The sequence below is a fragment of the Pulveribacter sp. genome, from assembly GCF_032079985.1.
GTDB lineage: Bacteria > Pseudomonadota > Gammaproteobacteria > Burkholderiales > Burkholderiaceae_C > Melaminivora.
In genome coordinates, this window is the sequence record NZ_DAMATK010000001.1 from 616,925 (window position 1) to 642,110 (window position 25,186).

The window sequence follows — 25,186 nt, forward strand, 5'->3', positions numbered from 1 at the left end:
GTTGGTTGAAACCTGCGCGCCATGGCCACCGCGTCAGCCGGCCGCGAGCGTGCGGGCGAACACTCCGGCATCCACATTGCCGCCCGTCAGCGCCAGGCCCACGGCCTGGCCGGCCAGGCGGTCTTTCTCCTGCAGCGCGCCGGCCAGGGCGGCGGCGCCGGCGCCCTCGGCCACGTTGTGCGTGTCGGTGAATAGCGCGCGCATGGCGGCGGCCACCTCCTCGTCGCTGACCTGCACCACGTGGTCCAGGTGCTGCCGCAGCACGGCCAGCGCCTGCGGGTCGGCCACGCGCACCGCCATGCCGTCGGCCAGCGCGGTGCTCACCGGCGCCTCGACCACGCGGCCGGCGGCCAGCGATTCGGCGTAGGTGGGCGCGTGGCGGCTGACCACGCCGACGATGCGCACGCCGTGACCCAGTGCGAGCTTGGCGGCGATGGCCGCACAGGCGCCCGAGCCCAGGCCGATGGGCACGTAGGCGACCTGCAGGTGCGGCACGGCGCGCAGCAGCTCCCACCAGTAGGTGGCCACGCCGCGCACCAGGTCGGGGTGGTAGCTGGGCACCATGTGGGCGCCGCGCTGCGCCGCCAGGGCGATGGCGTGCTCGCGCGCGGCCTGGAAGTCGCCCCCGTGCTCGATGAGCTGCACGCCCAGGGCGCGCATGGCGGCGTTCTTCTCCACCGAATTGCCATGCGGCACGACGATGGTGCAGGCCACGCCGTGCTGGCGCGCGGCCCAGCCGATGCTCTGGCCGTGGTTGCCGCGCGTGGCGCTGATGACCTCGCGCGGCAGCTCGCCGCGGCGCGCCATCTGCGCGAAATAGGTCAGCCCGCCGCGGATCTTGAAGGCGCCCACGGGGTTGTGGTTCTCGTGCTTGAGCCAGCACTCGGTGCCCAGGCGCTGGCCCAGCTGGCCCCAGCGGTACTGGGGCGTGGCCTGGAACTGCTGGTAGACGGCGCGTGCGGCGTCCTCGATGTCGGACAGCGTGGGCAGCGGCGGGCAGGTGGCGGTCATGGATGCTTTCTCGGGCGGTGTCATTGCGGGGCGCGGCTGGACAGGCTGACCAGCCCCCGCGGCGTGCGCAGCGCGGCCAGCAGGCGCGGGGCGGCGGTGGCCTCCACGGCCACCTGGTGCACCCCGGCGGCAGTGCAGGCGCCGGCCAGGGCGTGGGCCTCGGGGTGCTCCAGGCGCAGGGACTGCAGCTGCACGCCGCTGTCCGGCAGGCTGTCGCAGGGGTGGCGCTCGCCCCACTCGATCAGCGTGGGCAGGCAGCCGTCCATCAGCCGCTGGCCGTCCTGGCGCACGGTGATGCGCCACTGCAGCAGGCCCAGTGGCGTGGGGCGGCTGGCGGTGATGATCTCGCCACGGTCCAGGCCGCGCGCGGCCAGCGCCGCGTGGCTGGCGGCGATGCCCGGCACGCGGGCGACCCAGTGGATGAGGCGCGGGCCGGCGCCCGCCACCTGCGCCTGCAGGGCCGGGTCATCCATGTCAAACCAGCGTCCAGCCCCCGCAGGGCTTGCGCTGACAGCTCCTGGATTGATAGCAATAATCTCCAGGTAGCTGCGCGGGTGCTCGGGGCTGGAGAGATTCAGCAGCCGGTTGTGCGTGCCCATCAGCGGGTGTTCGCCGCCCGCGGCCGGCTCCACGCCGAGGGTGCGCCGGCACCAGTCGGCGCCCTGGTCCAGGTCGGCGGCCAGGATGACCAGGTGGTCCACGCCGGGACGGCTGGAGGCATCGGCGGTCACAGCAGCACCTCGCCGCGCACGCAGGTGGTCGAGTGGCCGCCGATCCAGATCTCGCCGTCCTCCTGCCGCACGTGCACGCGGCCGGCGCGGCCCAGAGCCGTGCCCTGGGCGGCCACGTACTGTGCGGGTGCCAGGCCGGCGCCGATCAGCCACTGGGCCAGGGCAGCGTTCAGGCTGCCGGTGACGGGGTCTTCGGCCATGCCGTTGTTGCCGGGGAAGAAGGCGCGCACCTCGAAGGCTGGCTCATGGGTGCCCGGCGCATGCGGGGCCACCACGCCGACCTTGCCGCGCGGGCCGACCACGCCAACGTCCAGGCCCGCCAGCACGGCGGCGTCGGGTTGGAGCGCCAGCACCTGCCCGGCCGAAGCCAGCATCACGCCGCGCCAGTTCGGCCCGTTGTCGCACCAGGCGTGGTGCAGGATGTCGCTGCGCGACAGTCCCAGGCCGCGGGCGATCAGCTGCACCTCGGCCTCGGGGAGCGGGCCGCTCTTGATGAGCGGCGGCGCGGCAAAGGCCAGCTGCTGGCCGTGCTGGCGCAGCTGGACCAGGCCCACGCCGCATTCCTGCACGATGCGCCCCGGCTGGCGGGGCTGCCCGCCGGCCTGCAGCCAGGCGTGGCAGCTGCCCAGGGTGGGGTGGCCGGCGAACGGCAGCTCGCGCCCGGGGCTGAAGATGCGCACCCGGTAGTCGGCGCCGCCGGCGCGGCCGGCCTCGGTCGGCGGCAGCAGGAAGGTGGCCTCCGACAGGTTGGTCCAGTTCGTGAACCGCTGCATCTCGTCGTCGCTCAAGCCCTCGCCGTCCAGCACCACGGCCAGCGGGTTGCCGAGGTAGGGCGTGGCAGTGAAGACATCGACTTGGCTGAAGGGGCGCTGGCGCATGCGAAAGGTTCCGTATGAGTTATTGATGGTGTGCGCGTCGCCGGCGACCTTTGCAACCGGCGCCCGCCAGGCGAGGGCCGCCGTGCAAGGGCCGCCCCGCCGCACGGGCGGCGTCCCCCTTCCCGCGCGCAGCGCGAGAGAAGGGGGAAGCGGCGCAAGCCGCTCAGGGGGTTGCTCCTAATTCAGGGGGTTGTTCCCCGAATTGCCTTGGCCAGGGCGGCGATGGCCGTGCGGATCTGCTCTTCGCTGGCCGTGACGAAGGACAGGCGCAGCGTGCGCTCGTCGCCGCTTTCGGCATAGAAAGCGGCGCCGGGCACGAAGGCCACGTTGTGCTCCACGGCGCGCGGCAGCAGCTCCAGCGCGTTCACGCCTTCAGGCAGGCGCAGCCACAGGAACATGCCGCCGGCCGGGCGGTTCCAGGTCACGCCCAGGGGCTTGAGGTACTCGTCCAGCGCCGCCAGCATGGCCGCGCACTGGGCCTTGTACAGAGCGCGGATGGTGGGCACGTGCCGGTCCAGGAAGCCGTTCTTCATCACCTCGGCCACCAGGCGCTGGTTGAAGCTGGGTGTGTGCAAATCGGCCGCCTGCTTGGCTTGCAGCAGCTTGGGATAAATGTGGCGCGGCGCCACCAGGAAGCCCAGGCGCAGGCCGGGCGCCAGCACCTTGGAGAACGACCCCATGTAGATGCTGCCTTCCGGGTTGCGGGCCGTCAGGGGTTTGGGCGGCGGCTGGTCGAACCACAGGTCGCCGTAGGGGTTGTCCTCCACCAGGGGCAGGCCCAGCTCGGCGGCGCGCTCGGTCAGCTGCTGGCGGCGCGCCTCGGTCATGGTGCGCCCGGTGGGGTTCTGGAAGTTGGGCAGCACGTACAAAAAGCGCGCCTTGTCTGCGCCGCTGCCCACCTTGGCGGCCAGGTCGTCGACCAGCACGCCCTCGTCGTCGCTGGCCACGGCCACTACTTGCGGCTCCATGGGCGCGAAGGCCTGCAGCGCGCCCAGGTAGGTGGGCGTCTCCACCAGCACGCGGCTGCCCTCATCGATCAGCACCTTGGCGATCAGGTCCAGCGCCTGCTGGCTACCGGTGGTGATCAGCACCTGGTCCGGATCCACGTCCCAGGGCAGGAAGCCGGCGATGGCCTCGCGCAGCGGCGTGTAGCCCTCGCTGGCCGCGTACTGCAGGGCCGACACGCCGTCGTGCGCCAGCACCTGGGCAGCGGCCTGGGCGAAGGACTGGACGGGGAAGGTCTGCGGCGAGGGCAGGCCGCCGGCCAGGCTGATGATGCCGGGCTTCTCGGTCACCTTCAGGATCTCGCGGATCACGGAAGGGTTCATCTTGGCGGCGCGTTGCGCCAGGGTCCATGCGGTCATGGGAAGGTGTCTCCGACAGGAAAGGGCAGCGCTTTTAGCGCCGTCATGGTTGCAAGGATGCCGTTGTGCGGCGGGCGCCCGCGGCGCGGGTGGCCGCCGGGCGGGCGCAGCATACGGCATGGATTGCGGCGGTTATCAGCGTTTTTGCACGGGCAGGCGCCGGCCGATGGCCACCGTGGCCAGCACCGCCAGGCCGAAGCCCAGGCTCACCGCGTCCAGGCGCTCGCCCAGCAGCGGCACGGCGAACAGCATGCTCATGAAGGGCTGGGCTAGCTGTGTCTGGCTGACGCGCACCGTGCCTCCCAGTGCTAAACCGCGGTACCAGGCAAAAAAGCTCAGCCACATGGAAAACACCGCCACGTAGGCAAACCCGCCCCAGGCCGCGGCCGGCATGGCGGTGTGTGGCCACGACCACAGCGCCAGCGGCAGCGTGGCGGGCAGCGACAGCACCAGCGCCCAGCAGATGACCGCGTCGGCGCGCATGCGCTGCGCCAGCCGTCCGCCCCAGGCGTAGCCACCGGCGGCGCACAGCACGGCGGCCATCAGCAGCAGGTCGGCCGGATGCAGCGCCAGGCCTTCCTGGCCCGAGCGCAGCAGCGCATAGCCCACCACCAGGCCCGAGCCCAGCAGCGCGCAGGCCCAGAAGGCGCCCGAGGGCCGCTGGCGGTGCAACAGCGCGCCCGCCAGCGCCGTGGCCAGCGGCAGCAGCCCGATGATGACCGCCGCGTGCACCGCGCCCACGTGGCGCATGGCCCAGGAGGTGAGCAGCGGAAAGCCGAACACCACGCCCGCCGCCGTGAGGGCCAGCGGCGCCCAGTCGGCGCGCGCCGGCAGCGGCGCCCGCTGCCATGCCAGCAGCGCCACCGATAGCAGGCCCGCCACGGCGGCCCGACCCATGGCGATGAACAGGCCGCTCATCAGGGGCGCCTCGGGCGTGCCCACGGCCAGCCGGGTCATGGGCAGGGTCAGGGCGAAGATGGCCACGCCCAGCAAGCCCAGCAGCAGTCCGCGGGACTCGGCGGCACCCCCCGAGGCGCTGCGCGCCTCCCCCCTCGCGGGGGGCCACGCTGGTGGACTGGCAAAGCCAGATCCACGGCGTGCGCTGGCCTGGTGGGGCGCACCGTGATGCGGCAGGGCTGATGTCACTGGCTGCGGAGCATGACCCTCCAGCGGGCGCGATGGGGCGGTTGTCATGCCGCCACCATCCACAGTGCGGTGGCCACCAGCACGGCCGCCATGGCGCGGTTGAACCACAGCAGACGGCGGCCGTGGGCCAGCCAGTGGCGCAGCAGCGCGCCCAGCAGGGCGTAGGTGAAATTGCTGGTGAAGGCAAAGGCCAGCATCACCGGCAGCACCACGGCCAGGCGGGCCGTGCCGTCGTCGTGGCCGATGACCCAGCCGGCGACGATGGTCAGCGCCAGCAGCCAGGCCTTGATGTTCACGAACTGCAGCAGCACGCCCTGCCAGAAGCCCACCGACAGGCGGGACGCGTCGGCCTCGGACAGGCGCGCGGACTGCGCCAGCTTGAACGCCAGCCACAGCAGGTAGCCGATGCCCAGCGCCTTGATGCCCCAGCGCAGCGGCGGCATGGCCACCACGGCCGCGCCCAGGCCGGCGGCGCACAAAAGCAGCAGCAGGCTCCAGCCCACGGGCACGGCGACGACGAAGCGCATCGCCGCGGGCAGGCCGCGGTTGGCCGCCAGGGCGGTGGACAGCGTGGTGTTGGGGCCGGGCGTGAAGCTCATCGCGGTGGCCAGCACCAGCAGGGCAGTGAATTCGACCAGGGGCATGGGAGTGTGGGGTGGCAAAAAAGCACAGGCGAAGGGGACACTCTAGGCCCTGATGCCATTACAGTACCGGTACAGTACAGCCCCACACCCGCACAAACTGTATCGCTCGCGCCACCGACACATGCTCACCCGCACCCCCGACCGCACCCTGACCGACCAGCTGGCCGAGCGCTTTGCCGAGCGCATCCGCGCGCGGCTGCTGCCCGCCGGCGCCCGCCTGCCCTCGGTGCGCGAGTGCGCGCGCCAGCAGGGCGTGAGCCCGCACACCGTGGTCGCCGCCTACGACAAGCTGCTGGCCCAGGGCCTGGTGCAGGCCCAGCGCCAGCGCGGCTTCTTCGTGCGCGATTTGGGACAAAAAGTGGCTCCAGCCCAGGAGGGACAAGCGCTGGCAGCTATGGATATGGGAGCGGCCGTACCCACGCTGCAGGGCGCCCTGGGCGGCGGCGCGCGCGCCTCGGGCTCGCGCATCAACGCCACGGCGCTGATCCGCGGCATGTTCCACCAGCCCTCGGCCCGTCCGCAGCCGGGCGCCGGCGTGCTGCCCATGGCCTGGCTGCAGGAGGCGCGCTTCTTGCCCGCCGCCGTGCGCAAACTGGCGGCCGGCGGTGCGCTGGACCAGGGCTCGTTCAGCTATGGCGAGCCCATGGGCGACGCCGGCCTGCGCGCGGCGCTGGCGCGGCGACTGGCGGACCGGCAGATTCCCGCCGCGCCGCAGCAGATCATCACCACCATGGGTGCCACGCAGGCGCTGGACATCGTCAGCCGCGCGCTGCTCAAGGCGGGCGATCCGGTGCTGGTGGAAGAACCCGGCTGGAGCGTGGAGTTCGCCCGGCTGGACGCCTTGGGGATGCGCGTGCTGCCCGTGCCGCGCGGGCCTGACGGGCCCGACCTGGAGGTGATGGCGCGGCTGTGCGAGCTGCACTCGCCGCGCCTGTTCGTGAGTGTCAGCGTGCTGCACAACCCCACCGGCTACAGCCTGTCGCCGGCCAGCGCGCACCGCATCCTGCAGCTGGCGCAGCAGCACGACTTCTACATCGCCGAGGACGACACCTACGGCCACATCGCCCCCGAGCACGCCACGCGGCTATCGGCGCTGGACGGCCTGGCGCGCACCATCTACGTGAGCGGCTTTTCCAAGATCCTGGCGCCCAACTGGCGCATCGGCTACCTGGCGGCGCCGCCGCACCTGGTCGAGCGGCTGCTGGACACGAAGCTTTTGTCCACGCTGACCACGCCGTCGCTGCTGGAGAAGGCGCTGGCGCTGTGCATCGAGCAGGGCCAGCTGCGCCGCCACGGCGAGCGCATCCGCCAGGCACTGGCCCAGGCGCGCGCGCGCAGCGTGCAGCTGGCGCTGGAGGCGGGCTGCACCTTCGCTGCCGAGCCGGCCGGCATGTTCGGCTGGGTGGACACGGGCGTGGACACCGACGTGCTGGCCCAGCGCATGCTGGACGAGGGCTACCTGATCGCCCCCGGCGCGCTGTTCCACGCCACGCGCCAGCCCTGCACGCTGATGCGCATCAACTTCGGCACCACGCAGGAACCGGCGTTCTGGCGAGCACTCCGATCATCCCTCTGAGCCGCTACGCGGCTTCTCCCTTCTCTGGCGCGCAACGCGCTGGGAAGGGAGACGGCGCCACCGGACCGGCAAAGCCGGATCCACGGCGCCTGCTCGCATTACGAGCGCCCGTCAGCGTACCGGCGCATCCAGCCCCAGACGGTTGTTGACCAGCGCCAGGTTGTCCTGGTGACCTTGCAGCATGGCGTCCAGGCCGGCGCGCAATTCCTCGTGCTCCAGCTCGGCCAGCAGTTCGCGCACCTTGCGCGCCACCCAGCCCTGACCGCGGTTGAGAAAGGCCAGGCGCTCGCCCAGGTCCGGCACCGCCATGGCGCGCTCGTAAAAGTCGCCGGTGCGGCTGGAGGGCTGGGCGCCCAGGCTGCGCAGGGCGCGCAGCAGCATGCCGCACCACTTGACCTCGTCGTCGTGGACGGCCTCGATCAGCGCTCGCAAATCCTCCTGGCCCGGCTGCAGCGCGCGGGCGCTCTCCAGCGTGATGCGGGCGCCGGCGCGCTCGGCCTCCAGCAGCTCGTTCAGGCGTGCGGCGAGTGCGTCGTCGCGCTGGCGCTCGAACTGCGGCGCGTAGCACACGGGCGAGGCGTATTCCACCGCCGGCTCGGTCAGCAGCGCCAGGTGGGCGGCGGCGTCCTGCGCCAGCCGCTGCACCAGCGCGCCGGCCGGCACGATGGCGTCCACCTTGCCCACGCCCTCGCCGGCGTACAGGGCCATGTCCTCCAGCTCGCCGGTCATGGAGCGCAGCGGCGAGTCGGTGGAGAACAGATAGATGGGCCGCCCTTCCTCCTCGCCGATCACGGTGCGCGGGCTGGCCTGCGGGTCACCGCGCTCGCCGCGGGTCACCGGGCAGGCCAGCACCCGCACCGGCGCGTGCGGCGGCCAGTTGATGTGGAAGGCCTCGGTCAGCACCGTGTCGCCGGCCTGGGCGGCCAGCAGGTGCTGCTTGTGCACGTCGTGGGCGAAGGACTCCTCTGTGGCGATGAAGGCCGTGCCCAGCACGGCAGCCTGGGCGCCGGCGGCCAGCACGCGGGCCACGTCCTGGCCGTCGGCCAGGCCGCCGGCGGCGGCCACGGGCACCTCGGCCAGGGCCAGCACCTCGCCCAGCAGCTCGGCCAGCGGCTGGCGCCCGTGCACGTGGCCGCCGGCCTCGCGCCCCTGGGCGATCAGCGCATGGGCGCCTGCCGCCTGCGCGGCCAGCGCGTGCCGGGCCGAGCCGACCTGGTGCACCACGGTGATGCCGGCGGCGCGCAGCCGCTCGACGACCGGCGCGTGCACGTCCCAGAACAGGCCCACCACGGGCACCTGCAGGGCGATGCACAGGTCGATCTGCGAGGCCAGCAGGGCCGCGTCGGTGCCGGCCGGGATCAGGTTGACGCCAAAGCGCGCGTGGCCGGCGGCGCGCACGGCGGCGACCTCACGCTCGATCAGCGCCAGCGGCTCGCGCACCATGCCCAGAAAGCCGAAGCCCCCGGCCTGCGTGACCGCGGCCACCAGCTGCGAGCGCGACACCCCGCCCATGCCGGCCAGCACGATGGGCAGGCGGCAGCCGAGCAGGTCGCAAAGCGGGGTGCGGGGCAGGGTGGCGGGCATGCGGGTCTCCTTGCGTTGTGGGGTCGTGGCGGGCGCGGGCCACTATAGGCAGGAGCGGTTACATGCGCTGCCGTCGTTGCTATTAAATCAATAGCAGTCAGCGCTTGACTGGCGGGCGCTGGAGGCCAAAAACACTCCAAACCCGCGGCGCCTCAGCCGCGTGCCGGGCGCTCCACCACGCGTTCGGACAGCACGCGCAGCAGGGCGCGGTTGACGTGCTCGAGCGACATCTCGTGCAGCTCGCACAGCGCCGTGATGGCCTGCGTGTCGCCATCCTCCAGCGCGCAGGCCATCTCCAGGCTGGGGGCATACGGCCCGGTGCGCAGCACGGCGGCGTTGTACACGCGCTCGGACAGCGGCAGGCGGCGCAGGATGGCGCCCAGCGGCTCACCCAGCAGCTCGTCCATCTGCGACAGCAGGCCGCTCAGGTAGACCTCGCGGCGCAGCTCCTTGCCTTCGCCGGCGTCCAGCAGGTGCTCGGTGACCAGGGCGCGCAGCACCATGGTCTCGCGCACCGGGCGCAGGTCGGGTTCGGTGGCGCAGTGCGGCAGCTGCTCGGCCAGCCAGCGCGACAGCGAGCCGTAACCCATCATGACCAGGCCGCGGCGCAGCGAGTCCACGCCCGTGCGCAGGCCCAGGGCGGCCGAGTTGGTGTAGGTCAGGAAGCGGTAGGCCAGCAGCGGGTCCTCGCTCAGGATTTCCTCGAAGCGGTCGATGGACTGCTCCGCATCGATCGCCTTGAGCAGCTTTTGCACCACTTCGTACGACGGCTGCACGGGCTGGTGGCGCAGGCTGTAGAGCACGTCCTCCATGGGCCAGCCGGCCACGGCCAGCGCGCCGCTGGTGTCCAGGCAGTGGGTGAGCAGCGCGCGGCTGGCCACGTTGTCGTACATCTGCCCGCGGATCAAGGGGTTGGCCGGCGCGGGCGCGCCGCGCGGGGCGCTGGCCGACTGCAGGGCGCGCACGGCGTCGGCGCTGGTCAGGTGCAGCAGGCTGTTGTCGAACAGGCGCGCGGTGTCGGCGTCGGGCAGCTGCGCCAGCTCGCCCTGCCAGACCAGGCGCAGGCCCCGGCCGTGGGCGGCCTGGGCATGCTGGCGCAGCTGCGGCTCGTCCAGCCAGCTGCCGGGCAGGGCGATCCAGGGTGCGCCGCGCGGGGCGTGCTCCAGCAGCTCGGCGGCCAGCAGGGGCGAGCGCGGGGTGAGCAGCAGCGGCGGCGAGCTGGCCGTCCACAGCTCCTGCAGCGTGCGCAGCAGGTGCGGCGCATCCAGGCGCGCGCCGCCGGCGGGCTGCACGTACAGCTGCACGCCGGCCAGGCGCCGGGCGGCATTCCACAAGGGGCGATAGCCCAGTACCAGGCTGCCGAGGACGGATTGGACCATGGGGGCGAAGGCGGTTCGGGACGCAAAAAGAAGGCGCAATGCCGCGATTGTGGCGCGGCCAGGCCGCCTGCGGCGCCTAGCGCATGTAGTCGAACAGCGAGAGTTTTTGCACCTGAGCGTAGGACTGCAGGGCGGCCTGGTAGCCGGTGTGAGCGTTCTGAAAGTCCGAGATGCCTTGGACCATGTCCAGGTCCTCGGCGCGCGAGCGGTCGCCCTCCAGCTGCACGGAGCGCTTTTCCTGGTCGCTGGAGATGCGGTCGGCGCGGTTGAGCAGCTCGCCGGCGTAGCCGCGCATGTTGTGCAGCCGCTCCATGCCGGCGTCGATGTTGGCCAGGGCCTGGCCCACCGCCTGCGACGCGGCCACGCTGTCGCCGGCGCCGGCGATGCCGCGGATGGCCGAGTCCAGCGTGCCCATCAGGCTGGAGCTGGGCTTCATGCTGACCTCATCGCCGGCGGCGGGCGTGCCGGTCAGGTTGAAGGACATGACCGTGTCCGTGCCCTGCTTGATTTCGATGGGAATGGGCTGGCCGGCAGGCGCCGTGGCGGTGTGGGAGCTGGCCGCGGCGCCGTTGCGGCTCATGTCGTAGGCGACCGTGGTGGCGCCGGTGGCAGGGTCCACCGTCACGCCGGTGATCGTCAGCTTGTAGTCGGCACCGGCCAGCGCCTGGCGGTTGCTGGTGGTGATGGCGCTGGTCACCAGCGAGCTGCCCGGCGCGCGCGTCACGCCGGCGGTGTAGATGCCGTCGCGCACGGGGTCGAACATCAGCGTGGCGTGGCCGTCCAGCGTGGTGCTGATGTCCGTGCCGTTGCTGGCCGCCTGGCCCGGCAGGCCGTCGAAGCGGTAGTCCGTGCCCGACAAAAGCGGCCCGGCAAAGGCCTGCAGCGCGCTGCCCAGGGCGCCCAGCAGCGGCATGCCGTTGGTGTCCTTGCGGTTGATGACTTCGGTGAACTGGTCGCGCAGGCTTTGCAACTGGTTGGCGTAGGTCTTGCGGTCCTCGCTCTTGAGCGTGCCGCTGCCGGCGGCCACGACGAGCTGGCGCATCTCCTGCACCAACCCGACGGCGTCGCCCAGCGTCGATTCGGCCAGCGCCACGGCGCTGCGCTGCACCTCCAGGGTGCGCTGCTCGCTCTGGATGCGACTGATGCGGGTGAGCGCACGCTCGGCCTGGGCGGCGGCCACCGGGTCGTCGCTGGGGCGCACCACGCGCTTGCCCGAGGTGAGGTTCTCCTGCAGACCGACCAGGGTTTTCTGGCGCGTGGCCAAGTTGCGCACACTGGCGTCATACATGTTGGCCGTGCTCACGCGAAAGAAGCTGCTGGTCATGTGGGCTCCGCGAATAGGTGTTCGTTGGTCGTGTCGCTGCGGGCGGCGCTCAGCGGCCCATGGTCTGCAGCAGGTTGTCGAAGATGGTCTGCGCCACCTGCAGCATCTTGGCCGAGGCCTGGTAGGCCTGCTGGTACTGGATCAGCTTGGCCGCCTCCTCGTCCAGGTTGACGCCGGATACAGCGGTGCGGCTGGCCTCCAGGTTGCTGGCGATGGAGTCGGACAGGTGGGCCGCGTACATGGCGCTCTGCGCCCGCGTACCCACCTGCGCCATCAGGCCGGCATAGCCGTCGGCCAGGGTGGATTCGTCGAACATCTTCACGTCGCGCAGCTGCTGCAGGGCGCTGGCGTTGCCGGCGTTGCGGGTGTAGATGTCGCCGTACTGCGGATCCAGGGCGTTGCCCACGGTCACGGTGTCGCCGTCCTTGGGCGTGCCCTGCAGCGTGATGGACCAGCCGTCGATATGGATGGCCTGGCCCGGCACATAGGCGTAGGGCGGGCCGGTCAGCAGGGTGGGCGGGTTGGCGTTCATGTCCAGCGGCGTGCCGGTGGCGCCGCCCAGGGTGAACTGGCCATTGGCGTTGAAGGTCAGCGTGACGCCGCCGCCCGTGACCGGCGGTATCGGGCTGGGCGGTGGCGTGATGCTGCCGGTGGTCTGCACCCTCAAGCTGACGCCATTCCATTGCAGGCCCGTGGCCTTCAGGCCGGCCAGCTGCAGCGTGCCGCCATTGGACGTTCCCATGGCCGCGTTGATGGGGTTGGCGGCGGCCAGCTCGCGCGGCGAATACACCAGCATCTGCAGGTTGGCGGCGGCGCTGGCGAAGGGCTGGAACAGCACGCGCTCGTTGGCCGCCGGAGCGGGCGTGGCGTCGAAGTCGAAGGTCAGGCCGTCGATCTGCTGGTTGCGCAGGTCGTTCAGGTTGGTGAAGGCGAAGGCCTTGCCGTCCGACAGGCGCACCACCTGGCCGCCTGGAGGCGTGCCGGAAAAGCGCACCTCATAGTCCGAAGCGGCGAATTTCGTGGGTGAGAGCGCCGCGGCATTGCTCAGGTCGATACGGCCCTGGGCGCTGCCGCTGGTGGCGCCAGTCACCTGCGCCGGCAGGGCGAACAGCGGCTTGCCCGGCTGGCCGTCCAGCGTCAGGCCCATGGACTGCTGGTAGTTCATGGTCGTGCCGATGGCCAGCGCCATGCGCCCCAGCAGGTTGCGGCCCTCGGCCAGATCCTGGTTGGCAAAGCGCAGCAGGCCGGCCACCTCGCCGCCGCCCAGCATGCTCTCGTTGAGCTCCACCGGTGCCGCGCCCGGGCGCAGGAAGTACAGGCCCTGCTGGCGGCTGCCGGGAAACAGCTGTGATTCATCGAGGGACAGCTGCGCCGCCGTGCTGCCCAGCACCAGCGCCTGGCTGCCGCCCACGAACACGCCCACGGTGCCGTCGTCGGCCGGGATCTGCGTGGTCTGCACGTACTGGTTGAGCTCGCGGATGAGCTGGTCGCGCTGGTCCAGCAGGTCGTTGGGCGTCTGGCCGTTGCCCTTGACGCGGGCGATCTGCTCGTTGATGTCGGCGATGCTGGCGGCCAGGCTGTTGATGCGCACCACGTCGGTTTTGAGCTGCTCATTCACCGAGACCTCAATCTGCTGCAGCTGTTCGGCCGAGGAGCGCATGCGCGCCGCCAGCTCGTCCATGCGCGTCAGGGTGACGGTGCGCGCCGTGATGTCGGTGGGCGAATTGATCACGTCGCCCAGTGAGTTGAGCATGTCGCTGATGGCCGCGCCCAGGCCGCTGGTGCCGCCCTGGAAGACGTCCTGCAGCTGCGTGACGCGCTCGGCGCGCGTGGTGTCTGCCGCCTGCACGGCCTGCGCGGCGGCGGCCTGGCGCGTCAGCAGCTCGTTGTGGTTGCGCAGGATGGTGGCCACGTTCACGCCCTTGCCGATGTAGCCGGCGCCGGTGAACTGGCCGGGCACGGTCTGCATCACCACGCTCTGGCGCGAATAGCCGGCTACGCTGACGTTGGCGATGTTGTGGCCGGTGGTCTGCAGGGCTACCTGGTTGGCGAGGAGGGCGCGCGCGCCGACGTTGAGAAGGCTCATGGTGCTTTAGCGGGATGCGGGGCTTGTACGGTGTGCCGTTGGCTCGGGGACGCTGCGGCTTCAGGCCTGGACGCTGGACGCCGCCTGGCCGGCTGCTGGCACGCGGGCCACGGCCAGGGTGCTCTGGATGGCGCGGCTGAGCTTGCTGGCGTAGTTCGGATCGGTGGCGTAGCCGGCCTTTTGCAGCTCGGCCGCCCAGGCCTGGGCCGAATGGGTCTTGGCCAGGGCCTTTTCGTAGCGCGGGCTTTCGGTGATCAGCCGTGCGTAGTCGCGGAAGGAGTCGGCATACGAGTCGTAGGCGCGGAACTTGGCCGTCACCTTGCGCGGCTTGCCGTCGATGTATTCGGTGGTGGTGATCTCGGCCACCTTGCCGGTCCAGCCGCGCCCGGCCTTGATGCCGAACAGGTTGAAGGAGTTGCTGCCGTCCTTGTGACGGATCTCGCTCTTGCCCCAGCCGGTTTCGTGGCCGGCCTGGCCCAGCATGAAGCTGGCGGGGATGCCGCTCTCGCGCGCCACGGCCTCGGCGGCGCTGCGGTGGCCCTGCACGAAGTCCTCCTTGCCGCGCGGCGACGGCGCGCGCGGGTCGTCCGCAGCGCTGGGGGCGGGGCGCCGCTGCAGCGCATCCAGGCGCAGCGTGGCGCCGGGCATCAGCGTAGGAGCGTCGCCCTCGCCGCCCAGCTGGCGTGCCAGCTGGCGCTGGATGGCCTCGGCCAGGCCGCCGCTCTGGCCGGCCATCTGCACCGACAGCTGCTGGTCGAACAGGTCGTTGGCCAGGTTGCCCTCGGCGCCGTCCAGCAGGCCGGACTTCATGGTCGCCTCGCGCATGCTCTTGATCAGCTCGCGCATGAACAGCGACTCCAGCTGCTTGGCCGATTCCTTCACCGCCGCGCGCTGGCCCTCGCCGCCCTCGGCGGCCTGCACCTTCAGGTTGGATAGCGAACGGCCGTCCACGGCCAGCGCCTGACGCGCGGAGGCCATGGTTGTGTTGGGAAGCAAGCTCATCCCCGTCCTCCAGGGCACGCCCCTCGCCGGGTGCGCTGCCTCATGCCAGCAGACGCCGTGGATCCGGCTTCGCCGGTCCAGTGGCGTCGTCCCCCTTCCCGAATGGCGCAGCCATTTGAGAGAAGGGGAAAGCGGCGCAGCCGCTCAGGGGGTTGCCTCCTCATATCACCTCCAACTCGGCGTTCAGGGCGCCAGCCGCCTTGATGGCCTGCAGGATGGCCAGCAGGTCCTGCGGCGTGGCGCCCAGGGTGTTCAGGGCGCGCACCACGTCGGCCAGCTGCGGCGAGGCTGGCACCTGCATGACCTTGCCGGCGTCGGCCTGGATGGCGATGTCGCTCTTTTGCGCCACCACCGTCTGTCCGCGCGACAGCGGGTTGGGCTGGCTGATGACGGGCGTGCTGCTGATGACGATGGACAGGTTGCCGTGCGCGATGGCGCAGGGGCCCAGTGTCACGGCCTGGTTCAGCACGATGGAGCCGGTGCGCGCGTTGATCACCACCTTGGCCGATGGGGTGGATTCGGGCAGCTGCAGCTCTTCCAGCTCGGCGATGAAGTTCACGCGGGCGCCGGGGTCCAGAGGGGCGCGCACCTGCACCGTGCGGCCGTCCAGGGCCGTGGCGGTGTCGGGGCCGGAGCGGGCATTGATGGCCAGGGCCACCTTGCGCGCGGCCTGGAAGTCCGAGGCGTTCAATCCCAAGGTGATGGTGTCGCCGCCGTGCAGCGGCGTGGGCACGCTGCGCTCGACCTGCGCGCCCTCGGGAATGCGCCCGGCGCTCAGGTGGTTGACCTGCACCTTCGAGCCGCCGGCCGATGCCCCCGCGCCGCCCACCACCAAGTTGCCCTGCGCCAGGGCGTAGATCTCGCCGTCGGCGCCGCGCAGCGGCGTGGCGATCAGCGTGCCGCCCTTGAGCGACTTGGCGTTGCCGATGGAGGACACGGCCACGTCGATGTGCTGGCCGGGCTGGGCAAAGGCCGGCAGCTCGGCCGTGACCACCACCGTGGCCACGTTCTTGAGCTGCGGCACGCTGGTGCCCGGTGGCAGGGAAATGCCCATCTGCTGCAGGTAGTTGCCCATGGCCTGTGCAGTGATGGGCATCTGGGTGGACTGGTCGCCCGTGCCGTCCAGTCCCACCACCAGGCCATAGCCCGACAGCTGGTTGCTGCGCACGCCCTGCACGGCGGCGATTTCCTTGATGCGCAGGGCCTGCGCGGGCAGCGCCCACGTGAGCGCGAGCAGCGCCCACGCCAGGCCCAGGGCAATGCGAGGAAGGGGCAAGGATTTCATGGCCCCGATTGTCCGAAGGCCGCCGCGCGGCAAAGCGCGGAAAAGGAGGGTTTTTCCGCGCCTGACCGGGCGGATGCCCCGAAACTCAGTCGGCGTCGGCGGCGAATTCGGGCAGCCCGCGCAGCTCTTCGTACAGCGGGGTGAAGTCGCCCTCGGTCAGGTCGAACAGCTGCTGGAAGCTGTTGATGACGAAGTAGGTCTGCTGGTAGGTGTCGATCTTGTAGCGGGTGCGCATGGTGCGCGCCAGCTCCAGCGGCAGGCGGCGCGGCTCGGGCGATTGCACCGAGTAAGGCAGCTCGCCGGCCGAGCTGAGAATGCCGGCACCGTAGGCGCGCAGGGCGCCGCTCTCGCGGATCAGGCCGAACTCGATGGTGTACCAGTACAGGCGCGACAGCATCTCGCAGGCGCCCAGGCGCGCGGCCTTCAGGCCGCCCTCGCCGTAGCGCTGCACGTAGTCGGCAAACACCGGGTTGAACAGAAGCGGCACGTGGCCGAACAGGTCGTGGAACACGTCCGGCTCGACGATGTAGTCGAACTCCTCGGGCTTGCGGATCCAGTCCGTGACCGGGAACTTGCGGTTGGCCAGGAGCTGGAAGAACGGCACCTCGGGAATGAGTCCAGGCACGGCCACCAGCTCCCAGCCGGTGGCCTTGTACAGCCCCTCGTTCACGTCATCGAAACGCGGAATGCGCTCGCGCGCGCCCAGCGAAGGCAGGGCGGCGATGAAGGCCTCGCTGGCCAGCCCCGGCAGCTGGGCCGACTGGCGCTGGTACAGCCGGTGGTAGGTGTCGTGATCGGCCGCGGTGTAGGCGGCCCAGTTCTGCGCGCAGGTGTAGTCGTCCTGCGCACGGCTGTAGTCCCCGCGCGGGGGGCGTTCGGACTGGCCGTAGACGACGGGGGGCTGGCCCATGGGATGTCTCCTGTGGTGTGCGTGGCCGCCCGCCGCCGCCGCAGTCTTACTGCGTGCGGATCTTGGCGGCCTTGATCAGAAACTCGTACTTGTTGTATTCGGAGCGCACGAAGGTGCCGAAGCCCTCCAGCGTCAGCTCCTCGGGCTCCAGGCCCATGGCCTGGAACTGCTTCCTGCCTCCGGCCGAGCGCATGGCGGCCGAGAACGCATCCGCATAGCGGCGCGCCTCCGCCTCCGGCAGGTTGGCCGGCGCGAACAGGCCGAACCAGGTCGAAACGTTGAAGCCCGGCACCTCGCTGTTGATGCTGGGCACGCCGGGCAGGGCGCTGTCCGGCCCCAGCGAGGTGACGCCCAGCGCCTTGAGCTTGCCCTCGCGGATCAGCGGCAGCGAGGAGGCCAGGTTGTCGAACACCAGCGCCACGCTGCCGCCCTGCAGCGCCTTGAGCGCCGGGCCCGCGCCGGGGAACGGCTGGTGCGCCATGCGCGTGTTGGTGAGCGACTTGAACATCTCTCCGGCGATGTGGCCGATGCTGCCGGTGCCGCCCGAGCCGAAGACCAGCTGGTCCGGGTGGGCCTTCAGGTACTTGACCAGGTCGGTGGTGCTGCGAATGCCCAGGGCGTCGGCCTGGGCCGTGCTCATGACCAGCACGTTGGGCGTGCGCGCCACCAGGGCGATGGGTTTGAAGTCGCGGATCGGGTCGTAGGGGAAGTCCTTGGACAGCCAGGGGTTGACCGCGTGCGTGGCCACCGCGCCCATGATCAGCAGCCGCTCGGACGCCGGTGCCTTGGCCACTGCGGCCGCGCCCTGGCTGCCGCCGGCGCCGGGCCGGTTGTCCACTTGCACGGGGCCCAGCTGCGCCTGCGCGCCCTCGGCCAGGATGCGGGCGCTCTTGTCCAGCGGGCCGCCGGCGGCGTAGGGCACGACGATGGTCAGCGGCGCCTGCTTGGCCGCGGCCACGCCGCCAGCCGCCAGCCCCAAGGCCAGCAGCCCGCTTCCCACCACCTGCCGCGCCAACATCATGAAAGACATTTCCTCACCCCATTTGCAAAAAGGCGCGAGTATAGAAACGTCCCGTGAACGCGGCTGTCACTTCAGGGCTTGGTGCCTTCCAGCACGCCGCGGCGGATCTGGTCGCGCTCCAGCGACTCGAACAGCGCCTTGAAGTTGCCCTCGCCAAAGCCGTCGCGAAAGTCGCCGCGGCGCTCGATGAATTCGAAGAACACCGGGCCCAGCATGGGTGTGGAGAAGATCTGCAGCAGCAGGCGCGGCGTGCCGTCGGCCGTGGTGCCGTCCAGCAGGATGCCGCGCGACTGCAGCTCGGGCACCGGTTGGCCGTGGCCGGGCAGGCGCGATTCGAGCATCTCGTAGTAGATGTCGTTGGGCGCCGTGGCCAGCGGCACGCCGGCCAGGCCCAGCTTGTCCACCACGTCGGTCAGCTTGTCGCAGATCAGGGCGATGTGCTGGATGCCCTCGCCGTTGAACTGCATCAAAAATTCCTCGATCTGCCCGCCGCCCTGCTTGGATTCCTCGTTCAGAGGGATGCGGATCATGCCGTCGGGCGCCGTCATGGCCTTGCTGGTCAGGCCGGTGTATTCGCCCTGGATGTCGAAGTACCGGATCTCGCGGAAGTTGAACAGCTTCTCGTAGAAGTTGGCCCAAAAGCCCATGCGGCCGCGGTAGACGTTGTGCGTCAGGTGGTCGATCAGGTTCAGGCCATGGCCCTTGGGGCGATGGTCCACGCCGGGCAGCCACTCGAAGTCGATGTCGTAGATGGACTTGCCGTCCTCGAAACGGTCGATCAGGTACAGCGGCGCACCGCCGATGCCCTTGATGGCCGGCAGGCGCAGCTCCATCGGGCCCGTGGGAATGTCGATGGGCTGGGCGCCCAGCGCCAGCGCGCGCTCATAGGCCTTGTGCGCATCCTTGACGCGAAAGGCCAGGCCGCAGGCGGAGGGGCCATGCTCGGCGCCGAAGTAGGCCGCCTGGCTGCCGGGCTCGCGGTTCAGGATGAAGTTGATCTGGTTCTGGCGGTACAGCACCACGTCCTTGGAGCGGTGCCGGGCCACCAGGGTGAAGCCCAGCTTCTCGAACACGTCCTCCAGCACGCCGGGCGTGGGCGAGGTGAACTCGACGAACTCGAAGCCCATCAGGCCCATGGGATTTTCCCAGGCGGAGGTCTCGGTGGCGGCTTGTTGGGGCAGGGCGGCGGTCATGGGGCAGTCTCCTTGCGGACGATGTTGGCGTCGGGTCAATCCAATGACTGTAGGACCGGGGCCGCTCAGATTTAAGGCGAAGCGCGGGCCTTTTGCGGACTGGCGTGCAGGAATGTTGCGTCTGATCAAGGCGCCCTGCACGCCGATGGCGTTAGGGAATGCGTGCACGGCGCCCGCGCGGCGCCTGCCTAGAATCCGCGGCCATGAACAGCGACCGCAGCGCTCCCGCCCTGGACAAGCTCGACCGCGCCATCCTGCGCCGCCTGCAGGACAACGGCCGCGAAACCTATGACGTCATCGGCGAGCAGGTGGGTCTGTCGCCCAGCGCCGTGCTGCGCCGCGCCAAGCGGCTGGAGGAGTGCGGCGTGATCGACCGCTACGTGGCCCTGGTGCGGCCCGAGAGCGTGGGCCTGGGCCTGACGGCCTACATCAACGTGCGCCTGGAAAAGCTGACCGAGAGCCACAAGCGCAACCCCATGGACCTGTTTCGCGCCAGCGTGCAGACCTGGCCCGAGGTGGTGGAATGCGCCGCGCTGACGGGCGAGATGGACTATCTGCTGCGCGTGGTGGTGGCAGACATGGCGCACTACAGCCGCTTCATCATGGACACGCTGCTCAAGCATCCCAGCGTGGAAGACTGCAAGACCAGCTTCGTGCTGGACCGCGTAAAAGCCACCACGGCCGTGCCGGTGTGACTGCGGTTGGCTTCGAATACTCTGCTTTTGATAGCTGCCAGCACTTTGCTGTCAAGGGTTTGGGGCTGATTTGGCTTGAAAATCAAAAGCCGCACGATTTTGTTGCATTGCAGCAAATCGCCAGCCAAATGCTAGGGAAAACCCTAGAATGGCTCCCATCATGCCCGCCCCCGAGTCTCTGCTCCATTCCTTCCTGCCTGCCGGCACCACCGCCCTGCGCCCGCGCCGGCATTCCAACCGAGGATCTGCCATGAACTCCGTGATGGTGCCCATCCGCGCCCTGGGGCCGCAGCACCGCGCGCGCATCGCCGCCCACCTGCTGGCCCTGTCCGAGCGCGACCGCTATCTGCGCTTCGGCTATCCGGCCACCGACGTGCAGGTGGAGCGCTACGTGGAACTGCTGAACTTCGAGCGCGACGAGGTGCTGGGCATTTTCAATCGCAAGCTCGAACTCATCGCCCTGGCCCACGTGGCCTTCAGCGCCACGCAGGAATACAGCCGCTGCGCCGAGTTCGGCGTGTCGGTCTCGGGCAGCGCGCGCGGGCGGGGCTTTGGCGCGCGGCTGTTCGACCGCGCCATCCTGCTGGCGCGCCACCGCGGCGTGAGCATGATGTTCATCCACGCGCTGACCGAGAACACCGCGATGCTGAAGATTGCGCGCAACGCTGGCGCCACCGTGCACCACGACGGCCCCGAGTCCGAGGCCTGGCTGCAGCTGCCGCCGGCCGGCTTCGACACCCGCGTGTCCAAGCTGGTGGCCGAGCACTTCGGCGAGGTGGACTACCAGCTGAAAAAGCAGGCGCGCCAGTTCTGGGGCCTGCTGTCGGACGTGCAGGAGATCCGCCAGGGCGTGCGCGCCGGCCGGCACCAGGCCGCCGAATAGGCGCGCCTCGGGGCATCGGGGGCCGATCCGCTATCCTTGCGGCATCGCCCATCACCCCCCGCACCTGGCCACCGTGTCCGACCCGCACCCTGCGCGCCCGATTGAAGGCAACGAGGACAAGCGCTCCTTTCTGCAGCGCCTCATCGAGTTCATCCGCCCCGGCCCCGACTCCACCGACGAGCTGATTGCCACCCTGGCCGAGGCCGAGGACAACGAGGTCATCAACGCCGACGCCCGCGTCATGCTCGAACGCGTGCTGCGCATGGCCGAGATGACCGCCGCCGACGTGCTGGTGGCCCCGGCGCGCATGGACATGCTGGACATCGACGCGCCCGTGGACGAGTTGATGCACCAGGTCATCCAGACGGCCCACTCGCGCTTTCCCGTGTACCAGGGCGGGCGCGACAACATCATCGGCATCCTGCTGGCCAAGGACCTGCTCAAGCGCGCGCGCTCGCCCGAGCTGAGCATCCGCGCACTGGTGCGCCCGGCCCTTTTCGTGCCCGAAAGCAAGGGCCTGCATGAGCTGGTGCGCGAATTCCGCGGCACGCGCAACCACCTGGCCATCGTCATCGACGAGTTCGGCCGCACGGCCGGGCTGGTGACCTTCGAGGACGTGATCGAGCAGATCGTCGGCGAGATCGAGGACGAGTTCGACATCCACGAGGACGAGGGCGACATCTTCGCCTTGGCCGACGGCACCTGGCGTGTGAGCGGCCACACGCCGCTCCCGCGCGTGGCCGAGGCCTTCGACACCCAGCTGGCCGCCAGCGACCCGGAAGAAGAGTTCGACACCATCGGCGGGCTGATCGCCCACGAGCTGGGCCGCGTGCCGCGCAAGGGCGAGTCCGTCGAGCTGGGCGGCCTCCTGTTCGTGGTGCTGCACACCAAGGGCGGGGCCGTGCGCTGGTTCCGCGTGGCGCCCGCCAGCGGCGAATCCGCCAGCAACGAGGACTGATGCCGGCCGGCCCCTTGTCGCGCGGCCTGCTGCCCTGGCTGCTGACGGCCGCCGGTGGCCTGGCGCAGGCCGCGGCGCTGGCGCTGCCCGGCAACGGCCGGCCGCTGTGGTGGCTGCAGATCCTGTCGCTGGCGCTGCTGGCGCGCGTGCTGCTGGCCGTGCTGCGCACGCCGCGCGGTGGCTGGCGCGCTGCCGGCCTGGGCTGGCTGTTTGCCACTTGCTGGCTGGCCGGCACCTTCTGGTGGCTGTTCATCTCCATGCACACCTACGGGGGCCTGGCCGCGCCGCTGGCCGCCCTGGCGGTGCTGGGGCTGGCCGCCTTCCTGGGCAGCTACTACGCCGCAGCCTGTGGGTGTTTTTGGGCTCTGGCGCCCGCCAGTCGTGCGCTGGCAGCTATTGTTTTTGCAGCGCTGTGGCTGCTGGCGGAGCTGGCGCGCGGGCAGTGGTGGACGGGCTTTCCGTGGGGTGCCGGCGGCTATGCCCACGTGGACGGCCCCCTGGCCGTGCTGGCGCGCAGCGTGGGCGTGTACGGCATCGGCTTTGCCGCCGCGGCGCTGGCCATGGTGCTGGCGCAAGGGCGCGCCGCCGACCTGCGCGCGGCGCGCTGGTGGTCCGGCGCGGCGCTGGTGCTGCTGGCCTGGGCCGGCCTGGCCTGGCAGCGCGAGGCGGCCATCGGCGATGCGCAGCGCAATGCCGGCGCGCCGCTGTCGCTGGCGCTGCTGCAGGGCAACATTCCGCAGGACGAAAAATTCCAGGCCGGCAGCGGCGTGCCCCAGGCCCTGGCCTGGTACGGCGAGCAGCTGCGCGCCGCCAGCGCCCAGCTGGTGGTGGCGCCCGAGACCGCCATCCCCATGCTGCCCAGCCAGCTCATGCCCGGCTACCTGGAGGGCATCGCCCGGCACTACGGCAACGGCGACCAGGCCTTGCTGCTGGGCATCCCGCTGGGCAGCCTGGAGGAGGGCTATACCAACTCGGTCATGGGCTTCGCGCCCGGCCTGGGCACGCCCTACCGTTACGACAAGCACCACCTGGTGCCTTTCGGGGAGTTCATCCCGCCGCTGTTCAGGTGGTTCACCGAGATGATGAACATTCCCCTGGGCGACTTCGCGCGCGGCGCCGTAGGCCAGCCCTCGCTGGCCTTCGCCGGCCAGCGCCTGGCGCCCAATATCTGCTATGAGGACTTGTTCGGCGAGGAGCTGGCTGCGCGCTTCCTGGACGCCGCCCAGGCTCCGACCATCATGGTCAACGTCAGCAACATCGGCTGGTTCGGCGACAGCCTGGCCATCGACCAGCATCTGGCCATCAGCCGCATGCGCGCGCTGGAGTTCGAGCGGCCCATGGTGCGCGCCACCAACACCGGCGCCACCGCCGTCATCGACCACCGCGGCGCCGTCGGCTACCTGCTGGCGCCGCACACGCGCGGCGTGCTGCTGGGCCAGGTGCAGGGCCGGGCCGGCGCGGCCACGCCCTATGCCTGGTGGGCGGGGCGCCTGGGCCTGGCGCCGTTGTGGCTGGGGGGGCTGATGGTGGCGCTGCTGGCCTGGCGGCGGCGCATCCGGCGGACATAAAGATGCCTGCTTGACCTTGAACGCCGGTCAGGCGGCCCCGAACTTGGATAATGTACGCTTCTGCGGGCCATGCGCCCCCTCCCACCCGCCTTCCGTAGGCGGCACGCTCCTGCGGTTTTCTTGCAGGCACGCAAGCACTTCAACCTGATGACAATGGCTGAATCCTTCTCGTACGAACAGTTGATCGCCTCTGGCGAGGGCCGGCTGTTCTCGCCGGACAGCGGGCGCCTGCCCCTGCCGCCCATGCTGATGTTCGACCGCATCACCCATATCGACAGCGACGGCGGCGCGCACGGCCTGGGCAAGATCGTGGCCGAGCTGGACGTGAAGCCCGACCTGTGGTTCTTTGCCTGCCACTTCCAGGGCGATCCGGTCATGCCCGGCTGCCTGGGGCTGGACGCCATGTGGCAGCTCATCGGCTTCTACCTCACCTGGCTGCGCCTGCCGGGCCGCGGCCGCGCCCTGGGCGCCGGTGAGGTCAAGTTCACCGGCGAGGTCGGCCCCGAAGTGAAGCTGGTGACCTACGAGATCGACATCAAGCGCGTCATCAAGCGCAAACTCAACATGGCCATCGGCGATGCGCGTCTGCTAGCCGATGGCAAGGAAATCTACGTGGCCAACGACCTTCGCGTGGGTCTGTTCCTGCGTGAGGATCAGAAGGGCCAGGAAGCGACGGCGACATGAGCAGCAAGAGACGTGTGGTGATCACGGGCGCGGGCATCGTCTCGTGCATCGGCAACGACCTGGCTACGGTGGAGCAATCCCTGCGCGAAGGCCGCTCGGGCATCCGCGCCGTACCAAAGTTCACCGAGCTGGGCATGCGCAGCCAGGTCGGCGGCACGCCCGAGATCGACCTGGAAGCGCGCATCGACCGCAAGCAGCTGCGCTTCATGGGCGACGCCGCGGCCTACGCGCAGATCGCCCTGGAAGACGCCATTGCCCAGTCGGGCCTCACGCCAAGCCAGGTCAGCCACCCGCGCACCGGCCTCATCATGGGCTCGGGCGGCGGCTCGCCGGCCAACCAGATCGAGGCGGCCGACACGCTGCGCGACAAGGGCATCCGCCGCGTGGGGCCGTACCAGGTCACGCGCTGCATGAGCTCCACCGTGTCCGCCTGCCTGGCGACCAACTTCAAGGTCAAGGGCATCAACTACTCCATCACCTCGGCCTGCTCCACGTCGGCGCACTGCATCGGCGCGGCTGCGCAGCAGATCGCGTGGGGCATGCAGGACGTGATGCTGGCCGGCGGCGGCGAGGAAATGTCCTGGGGCATGGCGTTGCTGTTCGACGGCATGGGCGCCATGTCTGCTAAGTACAACGCCACGCCCGAGAAGGCCTCGCGCGCCTATGACGCCAACCGCGACGGCTTCGTCATCGCCGGCGGCGGCGGCGCGGTGGTGCTGGAGAGCCTGGAGCACGCCCAGGCACGTGGCGCAACCATCCTGGCCGAGGTGGTGGGCTTCGGCGCCACCAGCGACGGCGAGGACATGGTCGCGCCCTCGGGCGACGGCGCCGTGGCCTGCATGCGCCAGGCCATGGAAGGGCTGAATGGGCCCATCGACTACATCAACACCCACGGCACCTCCACGCCCGTGGGCGACATGCAGGAAGTGCGCGCCATGCGCGAGGTGTTCGGCGAGGCTGTGCCGCCGTTTTCCTCCACCAAGTCGCTCACCGGCCATTCGCTGGGCGCCACCGGTGTGCAGGAGGCGATCTACTGCCTGATCATGCTGCAGAAGGGTTTCATCGCAGGCTCCATCAATGTGGACACGCCGGACCCGGAGCTGGGCGACATGCCTCTGGTGACGAAGACGCGCGATGCGCAATTGGCGCAGGTGCTGAGCAACAGCTTTGGTTTTGGCGGAACAAATGCGTCGCTCGTACTGCGGCGCTGGGATGGAGCCTGAGTCTTCGTTCCTCTCTGGCATTTGCACCCGAAAAGCCGCTT

22 protein-coding genes are annotated in these 25,186 nt (G+C 70.4%); 7 read left to right on the plus strand and 15 right to left on the minus strand.

Features of this window, described 5'->3' with window-relative positions:
- Positions 1–33: 33 nt before the first annotated feature.
- The 6 genes from RT282_RS02830 to RT282_RS02855 form a co-directional block, all read right to left on the minus strand.
- The gene (locus RT282_RS02830) at positions 34–1,011 is read right to left on the minus strand and encodes a threonine dehydratase (RefSeq protein ID WP_313311647.1); all 978 of its coding nucleotides are present in this window, start codon (positions 1,009–1,011) and stop codon (positions 34–36) included.
- Between the two features lie 20 nt (positions 1,012–1,031).
- A complete protein-coding gene (locus RT282_RS02835; protein WP_313311649.1) occupies positions 1,032–1,742 on the minus strand; it encodes a VOC family protein in 711 nt (236 codons plus the stop codon).
- Positions 1,739–2,620 (minus strand): PhzF family phenazine biosynthesis protein, encoded by an 882-nt coding sequence (locus RT282_RS02840; RefSeq protein ID WP_313311650.1) that lies wholly within the window; start codon positions 2,618–2,620, stop codon positions 1,739–1,741. Before RT282_RS02840 ends, RT282_RS02835 begins: the two co-directional genes overlap by 4 nt.
- A gap of 182 nt (positions 2,621–2,802) precedes the next feature.
- The gene (locus tag RT282_RS02845; protein ID WP_312307123.1) at positions 2,803–3,984 is read right to left on the minus strand and encodes a PLP-dependent aminotransferase family protein; all 1,182 of its coding nucleotides are present in this window, start codon (positions 3,982–3,984) and stop codon (positions 2,803–2,805) included.
- A gap of 135 nt (positions 3,985–4,119) precedes the next feature.
- On the minus strand, positions 4,120–4,989 hold the full coding sequence (locus RT282_RS02850; protein ID WP_313312595.1) for a DMT family transporter: 870 nt from the start codon (positions 4,987–4,989) through the stop codon (positions 4,120–4,122).
- 185 nt (positions 4,990–5,174) lie between these two features.
- The gene (locus RT282_RS02855) at positions 5,175–5,774 is read right to left on the minus strand and encodes a LysE family translocator (RefSeq protein WP_313311652.1); all 600 of its coding nucleotides are present in this window, start codon (positions 5,772–5,774) and stop codon (positions 5,175–5,177) included.
- A 121-nt stretch (positions 5,775–5,895) separates the two neighbouring features.
- Between RT282_RS02855 and RT282_RS02860 the strand changes: the two genes are divergently transcribed.
- Complete coding sequence (locus RT282_RS02860; RefSeq protein WP_313311654.1) at positions 5,896–7,350, plus strand: PLP-dependent aminotransferase family protein; 1,455 nt, start codon at positions 5,896–5,898, stop codon at positions 7,348–7,350.
- 111 nt (positions 7,351–7,461) lie between these two features.
- On the opposite strand, the gene RT282_RS02865 is transcribed toward RT282_RS02860, so the two are convergent.
- The 9 genes from RT282_RS02865 to hppD all read right to left on the minus strand — a co-directional run bounded on the left by RT282_RS02865 (position 7,462) and on the right by hppD (position 19,134).
- On the minus strand, positions 7,462–8,934 hold the full coding sequence (locus tag RT282_RS02865; RefSeq protein ID WP_313311655.1) for a nitronate monooxygenase: 1,473 nt from the start codon (positions 8,932–8,934) through the stop codon (positions 7,462–7,464).
- Between the two features lie 152 nt (positions 8,935–9,086).
- A complete protein-coding gene (locus tag RT282_RS02870) occupies positions 9,087–10,313 on the minus strand; it encodes an HDOD domain-containing protein (protein ID WP_313311657.1) in 1,227 nt (408 codons plus the stop codon).
- Between the two features lie 76 nt (positions 10,314–10,389).
- Positions 10,390–11,637, minus strand: coding sequence for a flagellar hook-associated protein FlgL (gene flgL / locus RT282_RS02875; protein ID WP_313311658.1), 1,248 nt, complete (start codon positions 11,635–11,637; stop codon positions 10,390–10,392).
- Positions 11,638–11,686: 49 nt separating this feature from the next.
- The gene (gene flgK / locus RT282_RS02880) at positions 11,687–13,723 is read right to left on the minus strand and encodes a flagellar hook-associated protein FlgK (protein ID WP_313311660.1); all 2,037 of its coding nucleotides are present in this window, start codon (positions 13,721–13,723) and stop codon (positions 11,687–11,689) included.
- Positions 13,724–13,783: 60 nt separating this feature from the next.
- Positions 13,784–14,725 (minus strand): flagellar assembly peptidoglycan hydrolase FlgJ, encoded by a 942-nt coding sequence (gene flgJ / locus RT282_RS02885; RefSeq protein ID WP_313311661.1) that lies wholly within the window; start codon positions 14,723–14,725, stop codon positions 13,784–13,786.
- A 160-nt stretch (positions 14,726–14,885) separates the two neighbouring features.
- Complete coding sequence (locus RT282_RS02890) at positions 14,886–16,010, minus strand: flagellar basal body P-ring protein FlgI (RefSeq protein WP_313311662.1); 1,125 nt, start codon at positions 16,008–16,010, stop codon at positions 14,886–14,888.
- An 85-nt stretch (positions 16,011–16,095) separates the two neighbouring features.
- The gene (gene phhA / locus RT282_RS02895; protein ID WP_313311664.1) at positions 16,096–16,920 is read right to left on the minus strand and encodes a phenylalanine 4-monooxygenase; all 825 of its coding nucleotides are present in this window, start codon (positions 16,918–16,920) and stop codon (positions 16,096–16,098) included.
- Between the two features lie 46 nt (positions 16,921–16,966).
- The gene (locus tag RT282_RS02900; protein ID WP_409519434.1) at positions 16,967–17,941 is read right to left on the minus strand and encodes a Bug family tripartite tricarboxylate transporter substrate binding protein; all 975 of its coding nucleotides are present in this window, start codon (positions 17,939–17,941) and stop codon (positions 16,967–16,969) included.
- 71 nt (positions 17,942–18,012) lie between these two features.
- Positions 18,013–19,134, minus strand: a complete 1,122-nt coding sequence (hppD, locus tag RT282_RS02905) for a 4-hydroxyphenylpyruvate dioxygenase (RefSeq protein WP_312306863.1) — start codon at positions 19,132–19,134, stop codon at positions 18,013–18,015.
- Positions 19,135–19,337: 203 nt separating this feature from the next.
- Here hppD and RT282_RS02910 point away from each other — a divergent pair, with 203 nt between their 5' ends.
- From RT282_RS02910 to fabB, 6 genes are all read left to right on the plus strand, one after another.
- Positions 19,338–19,829 carry an Lrp/AsnC family transcriptional regulator gene (locus RT282_RS02910; protein WP_312306864.1) on the plus strand — a complete coding sequence of 164 codons (492 nt, stop codon included), beginning with the start codon at positions 19,338–19,340 and terminating at the stop codon, positions 19,827–19,829.
- Between the two features lie 250 nt (positions 19,830–20,079).
- Positions 20,080–20,712, plus strand: coding sequence for a GNAT family N-acetyltransferase (locus RT282_RS02915; protein ID WP_312306865.1), 633 nt, complete (start codon positions 20,080–20,082; stop codon positions 20,710–20,712).
- 73 nt (positions 20,713–20,785) lie between these two features.
- Positions 20,786–21,670 carry an HlyC/CorC family transporter gene (locus tag RT282_RS02920; RefSeq protein WP_313080329.1) on the plus strand — a complete coding sequence of 295 codons (885 nt, stop codon included), beginning with the start codon at positions 20,786–20,788 and terminating at the stop codon, positions 21,668–21,670.
- A complete protein-coding gene (lnt, locus tag RT282_RS02925; protein WP_313311665.1) occupies positions 21,670–23,238 on the plus strand; it encodes an apolipoprotein N-acyltransferase in 1,569 nt (522 codons plus the stop codon). Before RT282_RS02920 ends, lnt begins: the two co-directional genes overlap by 1 nt.
- A gap of 153 nt (positions 23,239–23,391) precedes the next feature.
- Entirely contained in the window at positions 23,392–23,922 is a 531-nt protein-coding gene (gene fabA, locus RT282_RS02930) for a bifunctional 3-hydroxydecanoyl-ACP dehydratase/trans-2-decenoyl-ACP isomerase (RefSeq protein WP_312306868.1), read from the plus strand.
- Positions 23,919–25,145, plus strand: coding sequence for a beta-ketoacyl-ACP synthase I (gene fabB / locus RT282_RS02935; RefSeq protein WP_313311666.1), 1,227 nt, complete (start codon positions 23,919–23,921; stop codon positions 25,143–25,145). Before fabA ends, fabB begins: the two co-directional genes overlap by 4 nt.
- Positions 25,146–25,186 lie beyond the last annotated feature (41 nt).

What these genes read in the sequence shown, in the direction of transcription:
- flgJ (WP_313311661.1), bottom strand. Translation starts at nt 14,725, where the DNA reads ATGAGCTTGCTTCCCAACACAACCATGGCCTCCGCGCGTCAGGCGCTG.
- RT282_RS02845 (WP_312307123.1), bottom strand. Translation starts at nt 3,984, where the DNA reads ATGACCGCATGGACCCTGGCGCAACGCGCCGCCAAGATGAACCCTTCC.
- flgL (WP_313311658.1), bottom strand. Translation starts at nt 11,637, where the DNA reads ATGACCAGCAGCTTCTTTCGCGTGAGCACGGCCAACATGTATGACGCC.
- hppD (WP_312306863.1), bottom strand. Translation starts at nt 19,134, where the DNA reads ATGACCGCCGCCCTGCCCCAACAAGCCGCCACCGAGACCTCCGCCTGG.
- RT282_RS02830 (WP_313311647.1), bottom strand. Translation starts at nt 1,011, where the DNA reads ATGACCGCCACCTGCCCGCCGCTGCCCACGCTGTCCGACATCGAGGAC.
- RT282_RS02900 (WP_409519434.1), bottom strand. Translation starts at nt 17,941, where the DNA reads ATGATGTTGGCGCGGCAGGTGGTGGGAAGCGGGCTGCTGGCCTTGGGG.
- RT282_RS02860 (WP_313311654.1), top strand. Translation starts at nt 5,896, where the DNA reads ATGCTCACCCGCACCCCCGACCGCACCCTGACCGACCAGCTGGCCGAG.
- RT282_RS02865 (WP_313311655.1), bottom strand. Translation starts at nt 8,934, where the DNA reads ATGCCCGCCACCCTGCCCCGCACCCCGCTTTGCGACCTGCTCGGCTGC.
- RT282_RS02890 (WP_313311662.1), bottom strand. Translation starts at nt 16,010, where the DNA reads ATGAAATCCTTGCCCCTTCCTCGCATTGCCCTGGGCCTGGCGTGGGCG.
- fabA (WP_312306868.1), top strand. Translation starts at nt 23,392, where the DNA reads ATGGCTGAATCCTTCTCGTACGAACAGTTGATCGCCTCTGGCGAGGGC.
- RT282_RS02855 (WP_313311652.1), bottom strand. Translation starts at nt 5,774, where the DNA reads ATGCCCCTGGTCGAATTCACTGCCCTGCTGGTGCTGGCCACCGCGATG.
- RT282_RS02840 (WP_313311650.1), bottom strand. Translation starts at nt 2,620, where the DNA reads ATGCGCCAGCGCCCCTTCAGCCAAGTCGATGTCTTCACTGCCACGCCC.
- RT282_RS02915 (WP_312306865.1), top strand. Translation starts at nt 20,080, where the DNA reads ATGAACTCCGTGATGGTGCCCATCCGCGCCCTGGGGCCGCAGCACCGC.
- phhA (WP_313311664.1), bottom strand. Translation starts at nt 16,920, where the DNA reads ATGGGCCAGCCCCCCGTCGTCTACGGCCAGTCCGAACGCCCCCCGCGC.
- RT282_RS02870 (WP_313311657.1), bottom strand. Translation starts at nt 10,313, where the DNA reads ATGGTCCAATCCGTCCTCGGCAGCCTGGTACTGGGCTATCGCCCCTTG.
- fabB (WP_313311666.1), top strand. Translation starts at nt 23,919, where the DNA reads ATGAGCAGCAAGAGACGTGTGGTGATCACGGGCGCGGGCATCGTCTCG.
- RT282_RS02910 (WP_312306864.1), top strand. Translation starts at nt 19,338, where the DNA reads ATGAACAGCGACCGCAGCGCTCCCGCCCTGGACAAGCTCGACCGCGCC.
- flgK (WP_313311660.1), bottom strand. Translation starts at nt 13,723, where the DNA reads ATGAGCCTTCTCAACGTCGGCGCGCGCGCCCTCCTCGCCAACCAGGTA.
- lnt (WP_313311665.1), top strand. Translation starts at nt 21,670, where the DNA reads ATGCCGGCCGGCCCCTTGTCGCGCGGCCTGCTGCCCTGGCTGCTGACG.